The organism is Dulcicalothrix desertica PCC 7102 (genome assembly GCF_003991905.1).
Lineage (GTDB): Bacteria > Cyanobacteriota > Cyanobacteriia > Cyanobacteriales > Nostocaceae > Dulcicalothrix > Dulcicalothrix desertica.
This window is the reverse complement of record NZ_RSCL01000004.1, coordinates 308,785-321,094: the sequence shown is the minus strand read 5'-3', so window position 1 is coordinate 321,094 and position 12,310 is coordinate 308,785. Positions and strand designations below refer to the sequence as shown.

Below are 12,310 nucleotides of genomic sequence, written 5' to 3'. Positions count from 1 at the left end.
GAAAGCACTTTACAAGCACTTTACAAGCACTGAAGTGCTTATTACGATGCTCGTTGCCAAATTTTAATTGTTTTATCTAAACTAGCACTCACAAGTATTTCTCCTGATGTTGTAAATTTTAACCCAGTAACACTATTAGTATGACCAATAAATGTTGCTAATAACTCCCCACTTTCTAAATGCCACAGTTTAATGGTTTTGTCTGCACTCCCGCTAGCTATAATTTCACCGTCAGGACTAAGGGCAATAGCAAAAACTCCTCCGCTATGTCCTTTTATAGTTCTAATTAGTGTACCTGTTTCTAAATTCCATACTTTTATACTTTGGTCACGACTACCACTTATTAGTATTTTGCTATCATTACTCCAGCATAAGCAACTAACGATATGCGAATGCGCGCTGAATGAATTTTGTAGCAGTGTTTCTTCACCGTCTAGGCGCCAAATTTTAATTTTACGATAACTTCCTGTCACAAGAGTTTTTCCATCTTGACTTAATACAAGTGCATGAGCAGTTGTATCATCAAGTGAAAACGAACTGTTTACTTTTCGCGACTGTAAATCCCAATATAAAATTCTTCTATCATCACCACCTGTAAATATCATTCTATTATCAGGACTGCAAGCCACTCCCCGTACCATGCCATTATGCTTGTGCAAAATATCTATTAAATCTTTGGCGCCTACATGCCATATTTTAATTGTAGAGTCGGCGCCACCACTTACTAAAATTTGCCCATCTGGACTAAAGGCTAATGCATTAATTTCATCAACTAGTCCAGATTTACTCCAAGGTAGCTCAGAAAAAGTACAAATTAACTCACCTTTATTTAAATCCCATAACTTCGTTTCACCCCGACTACCACTTGCAAGTAATGGCGCCTTATTTTTATTACCAGGACTAAAAGCCAAACAATTAATGCCTCGTGTATGACCACGTAAAGTTTGCCAGTATTCCCAGTCACCACTAATATGGTCTGATGCAATTTGAATAGTCTCAGCTAGGATTATTTCTTCGTCAACATCAATGTCATCCTCGTTAGTAGTAAATGAGTCTAAATACCAATTCAAACCACCCGAATATAATAATTTACTTGGAACCACAGTTATTTTAGGCTCACTAGATTCAATTAAATCTGTCGGTAAAAACCCGGCAATTACAACTTGTCTTTCGTCTCCATGTTTACCAGTAAATGGATAAAACAAACATAGAAAAATTAATAAGTCGCTCTTTAAATCATCTTGTGTAATAGTCCACTTAATCTTATCTTTTTTAATGCCGTTAAAACTCTCACCATCTGCGACATGAACTTGAATACTAAATTTAGGATTATTGAAGAGTGAGTAACAAAACTTACTTTCATTCCTCAAATTTCCTTCATCATCTAAAGCAATACTTGTCAAGACATCATGTGGCACTTTTTTAATTAATTTACCCAAGCGTTCCTGCATAACCCTTTCGACAATTTGCTCTCGTAACAAATAATCAATAGCTTGTTGCTGAAAAAATCTGGGGAAAGGTATCGTCCAGTCTGGGGGTTCTGGATATTCTGGAGGGACTGGGGGTGGATTTTTTGCGACAAGTTCAGCTTGTTGACGTGCTACTGTGTAAAGCTTCGTCAATGCTTCACCTTTAAACGCCATAATCTCACAGTGACAACCCTTTACAGAACTTTCTAGTAAAGAAACCTCATAAGTCTTGGGTTTCTTGACTCTAGTGAGAAAATCTACTTGTTGTGATTTGAGCAAGCTAGTCCAGTTCATGTACATACAAAGTCATGCGCGCTCTTGCCTACCTACGTTAATGTATATAAATAAACTTTTTCTTTTTTATTTGATTTGATTAATTTTAACTATCTGCTTTTTAGGTAAAAATAAGTTATTTAGTATCATCAGTTACAAAATAAATAGAAAAAATGAGTATTATGTAGGCGCCGAAGCAAAATATTTACTTTCAGCTTGAACAGTAAAGTATTTTGATTGGGAAATTCATTGTAGCGAATGGAAGGGGTTTGGATTGTTTTTGGTGTGAAATTTGATTATTTCTACCAGAAGTAAGACCCGTTATGGGATATGTATTTGTAACTATTGCTATAAAGTCATGTTAAGTAATGTATGCAAATTCAAACACCAGACTGGGTAAAGCACGCTGTTTTCTACCAAATATTCCCTGACCGCTTTGCAAAAAGCAAACAACCTCGGAAGCGATTATTACATGATGCGCGCTGGGAAGACTGGGAGGCAATGCCCACACTCCAAGGTTACAAGGGGGGTGATTTATGGGGAATTATAGAACAATTAGACTATATTAAGTCTTTAGAAATTAATGCAATTTACTTTACGCCAATTTTTCAGTCAGCTAGTAACCATCGTTATCATACGCACGATTATTATCAGGTAGACCCAATGTTGGGTGGTAACGAAGCGTTTCGTGAATTACTCGATGCTGCACATGCACATGACATCAAAGTTGTATTAGATGGGGTATTTAATCATTCGAGTCGTGGTTTTTTCTTTTTTCACGACGTGTTAGAAAATGGCCCTCACTCTCCTTGGGTAAATTGGTTTAAAATTGAAGGTTGGCCCCTTGCACCTTATACAGGGGATGCACCAGCTAACTATGGAAGTTGGGATGGAAATCGGGCTTTACCAGAGTTTAACCATGATAATCCAGAAGTACGCGAGTACATTATGGAAATTGCTGAGTATTGGGTCAAATTTGGTATCGATGGTTGGCGCCTGGATGTACCATTTGAAATTAAGACACCAGGATTTTGGGAAGAGTTTCGAGACCGTGTAAAAGCAATTAACCCCGATGCTTATATTGTCGGTGAAGTTTGGGGAGATTCACGACAATGGTTAGACGGCAAACAATTTGACGGAGTAATGAATTACTTGTTTGCTGGCCCGACTATTGCATTTGCAGCAGGAGATAGAGTAGTTCTCGACCAAGTACAAAGTCGCGACTACAAACCTTATCCTCCGTTATTTGCTGCTGAATATGCTCAAAAAATTCAGGAATTATTAGAACTGTATCCTTGGGAAATTCAATTAACGCAGTTGAACCTACTTGCCAGTCATGATACTGCACGCTTAATGTCCATTGCAGGTGGAGACATACCGAGTATTGAATTATGTACACTGCTTTTAATGACATTTCCCGGCGCCCCTAGCATTTATTATGGTGATGAAGTTGGATTACCAGGAGCATTAGACCCAGACTCACGTCGAGGTTTTCCTTTAGAAGCAGCTTGGAATAATGAAATACTTAATACACATAGTCAACTAATTACACTTCGTCACAAGTACCCGTGCTTGCGAACAGGAGACTACAAAGTTTTGTACGCACAAGGGGAAGTATATATATTTACTCGTACACTTGATAACGAACAACTAGTTATTGCGGTTAATGCAGGTACATCTGATTCCAAAACAAACTTAGATGTTAGCAGCTTACATTCTTTACCCAACAACGTATTATACGGGGGCGCCGAACTTGAATGGAATAAAGAATCAGAAACAAAACAAGTAACCCTACATCTACCTGCCCGAAGTGGGTGTATTTTAGGTTAGACATCCTGGCAACGGGATATAACGGATGTAACGGATGGTTTATCCGTTACATCTGTTCTTATCCGTTGCCTACCTTTTATTAAACCCTTTCCAAGACCAAGAAAACTTTCGCCGTTGTGATGTATAATCGCGACAATCTTTAGCCTTCTCTGTAAGTACTTCTGCTGGATTGACTGCACACTTAAGGTAATTGTTACTATTATAGTACTGACATTTTTTACATGGAAGCGCAACAGCTTTAACTTGCTTCAACCTATAAAATACAACTCCTACAGTCGTCAATACAAATAATATTGGTGTAACTAATATAACGGTATCACCCAATGAAGGCTCAAACTTTTTTTGATTGACATTACTGTTATCATATGAATTAGCATCTACAGTTACGTGGGTATCTGTATTGCTATTAAAGTCAGTTATATTACCTTCTGTTGCTGGGTACTGTCTCAGATTTTTGTTTAAAGGCATAAATTTTCCTCAAGGTAATAGCTACCTAGGAACTATCGTATTTTTAAATTAATTAAGATACGTCTAGCGGGGGAAGTAGCTTAGGACGGTAAAATGGTAATGTCTCTATAGCAGCAATTAAGTCCAAATTAAAACTAATTGCTGTTTTAATTGCCCTGTCTTAAGAATAAGATTTTCCAAAGATTTATACGCTCTAACTACCAGTAGAAAAATTATCACCATATCTTCTACCGATAGGGTGAAGGTAAATTAGCAAACTTTGTGATATGCACAACTTTAATTATGGTTGAAATACTTATAACATGGTTCGTAACTGCATTAAGCTTTCTAATTATCTCCAAATTACCTATTGGAGTAGAAATTGATAGTTTTAGCAAGGCACTTATGTCTGCCGCTGTGGTTGGAATACTAAATGCGCTTTTATTACCTATCTTAACCTTTTTTAGTTTTCCGCTAATTATTTTAACAATTGGATTATTTTTATTTGTCTTAAACTCAATGATTTTTGGTATAGCTGCTTACTTGGTAAACGGCTTTCGATTAAGATATGGTTTTTGGAGCGCATTAATAGGTTCTATTGCCCTTGCTGTGATTAATTCCGCACTTTTAAGAGTTTTAGCTGCTATTATTTAAAATAAGAATATGAATAATTCTATATAGATAATAGATATAATTACTTATGAGCTTCAATGTAGGAGCGCGAATTCCACTCAGGTCGTTAATACTACTGTGCTTTGCTTATAATTGGCTAGGTTGGTATTTAGCTGCTTACCATATCGTTTGGTTAGTTGGCAGTGTTGTGACTATTTCTGTCTTAGCTGTTATTGGACAAACTACTTCTTGGTTAGAAAGTTTAATCGAATTTGGCTCACGAACTCTGGTAGTAGTTTTGTTTTTAAGTGTTTCTATCGCGTTGGTTGCTAGCTGGTCAATAATATTTAGTTTAGTTTTAATGCCTTTGGCAACTGCAATGCTTGCTGATATGGAATTGCGCTTTACTGGGTTGAGCAAGTCTGATCGATTTTTATTAATAGTTATATCTGCTGGTTTGAGTTTAGGATTTGGCGAAACCGTAGATTTATTTTTTCTACCAAGTGTTAGATATTGAAGTAGGTTGGGTGACAACCCAACCCCATCCATATCTATTCTTAAGCTATTGTTACTTCGTCAGACAAATATACATCTTGAATAGCATGAAATAACTTCACACCTTCTTCAAAAGGACGCTGGAATGTTTTACGTCCCGAAATTAACCCAGTTCCACCCGCACGTTTATTAATAACTGCGGTACGTATAGCCTCAGCAAAATCGTTTTTACCAGAGGCGCCACCAGAATTTATCAACCCTGCGCGTCCACAATAACAATTCAACACCTGGTAACGGGTTAAGTCTATGGGATGGTCACTAGTTAATTCGCTGTAAATTTTTTCGTTAGTCTTGCCGTAACTCTCACCCGTTGCCTTCGCGACTGCACCATAACCATTATTGCACTCAGGTAACTTTTGCTTAATAATATCAGCTTCGATAGTTACCCCTAAATGGTTCGCTTGTCCTGTTAAGTCAGCGGCAATATGGTAATCTTTATCTTGTTTAAAAGCATTATTACGCAAATAGCACCATAATATAGTTGCCATTCCCAACTCATGCGCGCGTTTAAATGCTTTGCTTACTTCTTGAATTTGCCGCGTTGAATTTTCAGAACCAAAATAGATAGTGGCGCCAACAGCTACTGCCCCCAAATTCCAAGCTTGTTCAACATCACCAAACATAACTTGGTCGAACTGATTCGGAAAAGTTAACAACTCATTATGATTAATTTTGGCAATAAAAGGAATTTTATGAGCATATTTACGTGATACCGACCCTAAAACACCTAAAGTAGTTGCCACACCATTACAACCAGCAGCGATTGCTAATCTAATAATATTTTCAGGGTCAAAATAAATTGGATTTGGTGCAAAAGAGGCGCCTGCCGAATGTTCAATACCTTGATCTACAGGCAAAATAGATATATAACCCGTATAAGCAAGTCTACCCGTAGAATAAAGAGTTTGTAAACTGCGAATAACTTGAGGTGTACGGTCACTACTTAACCAAACGCGGTCAATAAAATCTGACCCTGGTAAATGTAATAAATCCTTAGAAACCTTTGCTTCATAACTAAGTAAATCTTCTGCTTCTTGTCCTAAAACAGACTCAATAGAAGAAGGCGATGCCATTGTCGTAGTCATATATTTATCTCTGTAACTAAACGTACAACCTTGCTTTTAAAATAACATTTATACTAAAAATTAAAATATATAAAAGATTAATAAATCATTAACCACAAAGAATAAAATAAAACCTTTTAGTCTAACATTCAATCTAAACCTAACTGGTATTCAAAACTAGGTTTTAAATGACTCTTAATCTTCCTTAATAACTTTGTCACCTTTGTGGTTCATAAAAAAACAATTGCCTTGGGGAGCATAGTAACAAGAAAATAATTTTAACCACATGTTATACATTAGCGTTAGCAGTTGTGATCACACTCTTCCCCTCGACAGATTATTCTAAAAATAGAGATGTTTAACAAAGTGCAATTATACTATATTGCTGTTTTTTGAATGGCAACTCGTTGGGACAAGTAAGTTTAAACTACTGGACTGTGTCATTAATTTTGGTGGGTAGGGAGTGCAACGGATGATGAACGGATGTAACGGATAGTTGATTCGTTTAATGGAGGCGCCGTTTAAAAAAAAAAATTTGTTTGTATCAAATAAATCACCCGTTACAGGAGTGGTACCGTTGCTAACCAACTCCTCAAAACTTGTGACATAGACCACTATATACTGGGAAATGCTGTAATTTTCAGAAACGAGTTAGGCGAGTATCGTGGTAGAGTTTATCCAGGCGCCGATTATAATGCAATTGTGAAGTTGGAGGAACGCGGTTCAACTGATATAACGGATGTAACGAATGAGTTTTTTGAAGAGATAGAGAGAAATGAAGATTGACTTAAACAGTGTAGATTTTAGTGATATCAGTTTGGCAAGCGTTGATTTATCAACGCTTGAAACCGAAGATGAATTTCGTGCAGAAGCACGAAGGTTGTTACCGACTGCACTTGTTAAAGTCGGTGAAGCTGTCGCAGAACAAACTTGGGAAGAGTTGCAGAAAACTCTCTTAAAACCAGGGTCAAAAGCAAAGTCTTCTACAAGTGAGAAACGTCAGTTTGTCAGAGAAACTGGTCGAAACTATCAGCGAAGTGCTAGTAGTCGAGATAAACAAGAAATAGAAGACCACATAGTTGAGCAATTGCGTATATTTCAAAAGAAAGCTATCTAACAAAGCACAACCGTAATAATACTGAGAATTTGCTTTATTTCAACCATTTTCTACCTGCTCTTTCTGCTGCTACTTGGGTGCAGTAAAACTTATCATCTCCATATACTGCACCTCCAGAACTTAGAACTCGAAACTGCCATCCTTTAGATTCGGTAGAAAATACCGTAAAAATACGCTCTGGATGGCAAATTACTGAATAAATAGTAGTGTTAATCATAGTGGTATCAGACAATATGCTATTACAAGAAATATTAACTCTTAGTAAAGCTATTCATCCATACAACATATCCAACAGAATAATTTTAAAACACTTATTTTCTATACAAATCGCAACACTTTACAAAGAAACCGGGTTTCTGGCGATTAATACAATAACCCCTCACACCTTACACGGGTATCACACCTACGGGGTAAAACACAGCATTTTATTTTAGAATTACAGGCTACAATGAAAGCGCCAGCGAATACGGTGCTTTCATCTGGCGCCAAGTGTTATCACGTATAAGCAAGCATAGTAGATACATACATCACGGCGCCAGGTACCTTCTGGTTTGTAACTGCGCCACTTAATATATTTTGGAGTTGGGCGCCATTAATTTTTGGGGCATTTAGCTGAGGAATTATGATTTTGCTATAGTTTATCCTTAGCTTCAAATCAATGCCACTATAAAATTGTCATTTATGGCACTTTGAGGTTTTATAGTGCAATAATCCAATTTTAGTTCTAGTTATTGAATCATCAACCGAATAAAGCGATTGTACAGGTACTAATAAATGCTCTTGATTACGAACAAGCCTATTTACATATTGCTCACGTACAAACGAGGAAATATCTTCTATATGTAAAATAAAATCATTTGCATAAAGAGCTAATATTTTACCACGCAACCCTAACTGTATAGCTCGTCTTTCTACAGGCTTTTGACACGGGTCATAATCTGGATCCCACTGTAACCTAACACAAGAATGTTTGACAGCTTGTTGCCATTCTTCTTTACTGCTATAAAGTTCAGGTACATAATCAGAACTCACTGTTTGTGCTAAAATATCATCAAAAGCAAAACGCTTAATCCAGATAGCGAGAATAACCTCTTGATTTGGTTTAGTTCCCCATCCCGACCTATACATCATCCACAAAAAACTTGTTTTAATCCAACTCATCCTGTCAAAAATAAATTCTCCGCCAAAGTAACCATTATTTGCAGCAAACTTTCCAATATTTGAATTATAAGCTTGATAAACTACGATAGACTCTTGGTCAAACTGAGCCAAAATATGGCGCCCAGACAAAGGCAAACGCTTTACTTGTTCTAAATACGGTTCTATTAATAATTTCATTTATAAACAAATCCCAAATTATTATTTGTTTTAGATTACAATCTAATTATTAAATTTAATATTATAGTATTCTATTCGCAATGGTTTTACAATTAAAAAATTCACTTGTAACTATCGCATCGACTAATTTGGAGACGTTGGTTATATTCTATACAAAATTACTGGGCGAACCTAAAAGTTATATTCCCAATGTTTACGCTGAGTTTCATTTACCTGGTATTAGATTGGGAATTTTCAAGCCGAAAACGACAAGTGAAGATGAATTCAAAAACGCGACTCAAAGTAAGATGAGTTTGTGTTTGGAGGTAAATGATTTAGAAGATGTTATTGCACAGTTTACAAGTTTGGGTCATCCACCAACAGGCGCCATAGTTACTGCATCTCACGGTAGAGAGATATACGCTTATGACCCTGATGGTAATCGAATTATATTACATCAAGCTATAGTTGTTGCATAACCCGATACCTGTAACCCCCCATGACTACTGCTGTAAATGTGTCTGCCAATAAAAAAGCTTGGGCAAGTGTCATATTAGAACCTGCCAAAGAATTTCCTCATACTCCTCTGCCTACTATCTCTGGAAAAATGCCTCAAGGTTTGCGTGGTACGCTTTATCGTAATGGCCCAGGTAGATTAGAACGTGGTGGTGTTCGTATGGGACACTGGTTTGATGGAGATGGCGCCATTTTAGCTGTTGACTTTAATAACTCTGGTGCTAATGCAGTTTATCGCTACGTTCAAACTAGTGGTTATCAAGAAGAATCTACTGCCAATAAATTAATATACGCTAACTATGGAATGGTGGCGCCTGGTTCTCTTTGGGATAAAATTTTTAAAGATGTGAAAAATGCCGCAAATACTTCTGTTCTAGCGTTACCTGATAAACTATTGGCTCTATGGGAAGGTGGTAAACCTCATGCTTTGAATTTAAAGACGCTGGATACATATGGAGAAGATGATTTAGGTGGCTTAAGTGATAGCTTACCTTACTCTGCTCACTACAAGCGTGCGGCTGATACAGGAGAAATATATAATTTTGGTATGACTCCTGGGTTAAATTCGACGCTACATATTTATAAAAGTACTGCTAGCGGTCGAATAGTGCAAAAAGCCGCACATAATATTGATGGTGTACCGTTAGTGCATGATTTTGTTTTAGCAGGACAATATTTAGTCTTTTTTATACCTCCAGTACGATTAAATTTCTTAGGTGCCATTACTGCTTCAAAATGCTTCAGTGATGCGTTAGAATGGCTACCAAGTAAAGGTACTCAAATTATAGTTATTGACCGTCAAACGCTGAAAATAGTAAGTCGTGGTGAAGCAGAACCTTGGTATCAATGGCACTTTTCTAACGGTTATGTTGATGCGGAAGGCGCCATAATTGTAGATATTGCCCGCTATGATGATTTTCAAACGAATCAATATTTGAAAGAAGTCGCAACCGGTGAAACACACACACCAGCGAAAAGTCATTTATCGCGCGTTTCTCTCAACCCTCAAACTGGCAAAGTTAATAAAATTGAGAAAATATTAGATTGTCAGTGTGAATTTCCTAACGTCCCACCGGAATATGTTGGTAAAGATTCTCGGTATACATATTTATCAACATTTCGACCCGGAACTGATATTAGTACAGAAATATTAAACGCAATTGCACGTTACGACCATCATACAGGCGCCCTTACAATTGCTGATGTTGGCGAAAATCGTTACCCATCCGAACCAATTTATGTCAAAGACCTAGAAAATACATCACAAACATGGGTCATTACCGTTGTATATGATGGTAAATCGAATGCAAGTGAAGTTTGGATTTATGATGCTTCGAGATTAAACGAAGAACCTGTTTGTAAACTTGAATTACCTGGCGCCATACCCCACAGTTTCCACGGTACTTGGAAAGAATAGTAGGGTGGAATGTCGCTTACGCGGATCACGCAAAACTCGATCGTAGGTTGGGTGGAGGAACGGAACCCAACAAATTTTGACGTTATGTTGGGTTACGCAAAGCCTCCACCCAACCTACAATTTTTTAAGTAAGTGCCATTCAATAGCAATACCAACAGCAATTGGTGATGACCAAGTGGTTTGATTAAACCTCCTTGACCCGCTGAAGTAACCGCAATTAGTAAATTTCGCGGTAAAATCATACTTTAGTATTGCCACATCGGATGGCAATACTAAAGTATGACATTCGGCGCCCAGAATCGGAAGGAGGGGGATTTGAGGTGCGCTACTGGAGTCCAATTAATTCACCTGTTTTGAATGCAGACGGAGAAGTTACTTTTATTATCAACCGAGCTGAAGATGTTACTGAGTTTATGCTGTTGAAACAACAAGACTCGGAAAGGCGCCGTATAAACTCAGAACTCCAACTTCGCACCTCCCAAATGGAAGCTGAGATTTTTCTACGCGCACATAAACTACAAATTGTCAATAATCAGCTACAAAAGTTAACTCAAGCCGCTTTGGAAATTAATGCTGCTTTGATTTAGGTTCTACTTTTACCGTAAAACTTCCACTCATCCCCATTCAACAAGTAGTACAGAATAATAATAAACCCTCAAAACCAGCTTTGGATTTAAACGGCACCAAAATTTTAGTAGTCGATGATGAAATCGATACAAGAGACGTTATTGCCTTTATATTACAACAGGCAGCAGCAGATGTAATTACAGCAGCTTCAGGAGAAGAAGCATTAACAGCTTTAGCCAAGTTTCAACCAGATGTGTTAATCAGCGATATTGGAATGCCAAATATGAATGGCTATATGCTCATAAAACAAATAAGAAAATTGGCGCCACATCTTAGTCAAGTCAAAGCGCTTGCATTAACAGCTTATGCTGGAGAAATTAATTATCAACTAGCACTACAAACTGGTTTTCAAGCGCATTTATCTAAACCAGTCAAACCAGAAAAGTTAATTGAGACAGTTATTAACTTGTTGAATTAAATAAATCATAATATTCTTCAACTAGCTTGAGTCCTGCTTCTTCTAACTTATTAATAATCAATTGCTGACTTTCACTAGACAAATTATTAAAACTTTTTTCAGCTCCCGTCTCATTAAAACTATCTAAAATATCCCATATTAATAACTCCACTATTAATTTTAATTGTCGCTCTTTTTGATTGTCATTTCCAGAAAATCTTCCGACTTTTGAAATAACATTTTTCAATCTATTTAATGTTACAATTATACCAAAATTGGCGCCGTGAATTTTCTCTGTTACAACCCAGTCAACCTTCTTTAATAACCGATAGTCCGACTCATTCAACTGCAATTGATTCAGACCCTCTGATATCTTCTCATAACTACTATATTTCCAACTTGCACTATCCATAAACAGAATTGAAACTATATATTACATTGTAACATAAGACATCCGTTACATCCGTTTTATCCGTTGCAAGCAATCTTCATCAACAGAAACTTTATTTTTTAGGCTGTTTGGAACTGGTAAAGTTCAGAAACGGGCAGTCAAAGAAGTTTTAGCTTTACCTGACAATGATAATCAACGTTCTCAAATATTAAGGCTATTATCGAGTTGGAAAATTACTATAGATGTAGCTGAAACAACTAATGCTGAAGAAAGGAGAG

At 37.0% G+C, this 12,310-nt stretch carries 15 protein-coding genes; 8 read left to right on the top strand and 7 right to left on the bottom strand.

What is annotated here, in order from left to right; genetic code table 11:
* Positions 1-41 precede the first annotated feature (41 nt).
* The gene (locus DSM106972_RS10640; RefSeq protein WP_127080820.1) at positions 42-1,763 is read right to left on the bottom strand and encodes a WD40 repeat domain-containing protein; all 1,722 of its coding nucleotides are present in this window, start codon (positions 1,761-1,763) and stop codon (positions 42-44) included.
* Positions 1,764-2,114: 351 nt separating this feature from the next.
* Here DSM106972_RS10640 and DSM106972_RS10635 point away from each other — a divergent pair, with 351 nt between their 5' ends.
* Positions 2,115-3,572 carry a glycoside hydrolase family 13 protein gene (locus DSM106972_RS10635; RefSeq protein ID WP_127080665.1) on the top strand — a complete coding sequence of 486 codons (1,458 nt, stop codon included), beginning with the start codon at positions 2,115-2,117 and terminating at the stop codon, positions 3,570-3,572.
* A gap of 69 nt (positions 3,573-3,641) precedes the next feature.
* Here the strand turns inward: DSM106972_RS10635 and DSM106972_RS10630 are convergent, their stop codons facing one another.
* Positions 3,642-4,040, bottom strand: a complete 399-nt coding sequence (locus tag DSM106972_RS10630) for a hypothetical protein (protein ID WP_127080664.1) — start codon at positions 4,038-4,040, stop codon at positions 3,642-3,644.
* A gap of 282 nt (positions 4,041-4,322) precedes the next feature.
* Between DSM106972_RS10630 and DSM106972_RS10625 the strand changes: the two genes are divergently transcribed.
* The gene (locus DSM106972_RS10625) at positions 4,323-4,673 is read left to right on the top strand and encodes a phage holin family protein (protein ID WP_127080663.1); all 351 of its coding nucleotides are present in this window, start codon (positions 4,323-4,325) and stop codon (positions 4,671-4,673) included.
* 46 nt (positions 4,674-4,719) lie between these two features.
* Positions 4,720-5,148, top strand: coding sequence for a hypothetical protein (locus DSM106972_RS10620; protein ID WP_127080662.1), 429 nt, complete (start codon positions 4,720-4,722; stop codon positions 5,146-5,148).
* Positions 5,149-5,188: 40 nt separating this feature from the next.
* On the opposite strand, the gene DSM106972_RS10615 is transcribed toward DSM106972_RS10620, so the two are convergent.
* Positions 5,189-6,271, bottom strand: coding sequence for a class I fructose-bisphosphate aldolase (locus tag DSM106972_RS10615; protein ID WP_127080661.1), 1,083 nt, complete (start codon positions 6,269-6,271; stop codon positions 5,189-5,191).
* Between the two features lie 754 nt (positions 6,272-7,025).
* Between DSM106972_RS10615 and DSM106972_RS10610 the strand changes: the two genes are divergently transcribed.
* A complete protein-coding gene (locus tag DSM106972_RS10610) occupies positions 7,026-7,367 on the top strand; it encodes a hypothetical protein (protein ID WP_019495384.1) in 342 nt (113 codons plus the stop codon).
* A gap of 34 nt (positions 7,368-7,401) precedes the next feature.
* On the opposite strand, the gene DSM106972_RS10605 is transcribed toward DSM106972_RS10610, so the two are convergent.
* Together DSM106972_RS10605 and DSM106972_RS10600 are read right to left on the bottom strand one after the other, a co-directional pair.
* Positions 7,402-7,584, bottom strand: coding sequence for a hypothetical protein (locus DSM106972_RS10605; protein WP_127080660.1), 183 nt, complete (start codon positions 7,582-7,584; stop codon positions 7,402-7,404).
* Positions 7,585-8,042: 458 nt separating this feature from the next.
* On the bottom strand, positions 8,043-8,705 hold the full coding sequence (locus tag DSM106972_RS10600) for a DUF4291 domain-containing protein (RefSeq protein ID WP_127080659.1): 663 nt from the start codon (positions 8,703-8,705) through the stop codon (positions 8,043-8,045).
* 80 nt (positions 8,706-8,785) lie between these two features.
* On the opposite strand from DSM106972_RS10600, the gene DSM106972_RS10595 reads away from it, so the two are divergent.
* Both DSM106972_RS10595 and DSM106972_RS10590 read left to right on the top strand, forming a co-directional pair.
* Positions 8,786-9,163, top strand: a complete 378-nt coding sequence (locus DSM106972_RS10595; protein ID WP_127080658.1) for a VOC family protein — start codon at positions 8,786-8,788, stop codon at positions 9,161-9,163.
* A gap of 20 nt (positions 9,164-9,183) precedes the next feature.
* On the top strand, positions 9,184-10,617 hold the full coding sequence (locus tag DSM106972_RS10590; RefSeq protein WP_127080657.1) for a carotenoid oxygenase family protein: 1,434 nt from the start codon (positions 9,184-9,186) through the stop codon (positions 10,615-10,617).
* 92 nt (positions 10,618-10,709) lie between these two features.
* Here DSM106972_RS10590 and DSM106972_RS53315 read toward each other — a convergent pair whose 3' ends face one another.
* On the bottom strand, positions 10,710-10,859 hold the full coding sequence (locus tag DSM106972_RS53315; RefSeq protein ID WP_233787883.1) for a hypothetical protein: 150 nt from the start codon (positions 10,857-10,859) through the stop codon (positions 10,710-10,712).
* 21 nt (positions 10,860-10,880) lie between these two features.
* Here DSM106972_RS53315 and DSM106972_RS10585 point away from each other — a divergent pair, with 21 nt between their 5' ends.
* Both DSM106972_RS10585 and DSM106972_RS10580 read left to right on the top strand, forming a co-directional pair.
* Complete coding sequence (locus DSM106972_RS10585; RefSeq protein ID WP_127080656.1) at positions 10,881-11,204, top strand: hypothetical protein; 324 nt, start codon at positions 10,881-10,883, stop codon at positions 11,202-11,204.
* Between the two features lie 80 nt (positions 11,205-11,284).
* Complete coding sequence (locus DSM106972_RS10580) at positions 11,285-11,662, top strand: response regulator (protein ID WP_158632806.1); 378 nt, start codon at positions 11,285-11,287, stop codon at positions 11,660-11,662.
* Here the strand turns inward: DSM106972_RS10580 and DSM106972_RS10575 are convergent.
* Entirely contained in the window at positions 11,646-12,053 is a 408-nt protein-coding gene (locus DSM106972_RS10575) for an RNA ligase family protein (protein WP_127080654.1), read from the bottom strand. The two genes, DSM106972_RS10580 and DSM106972_RS10575, sit on opposite strands and share 17 nt — an antisense overlap.
* Positions 12,054-12,310: the final 257 nt, after the last annotated feature.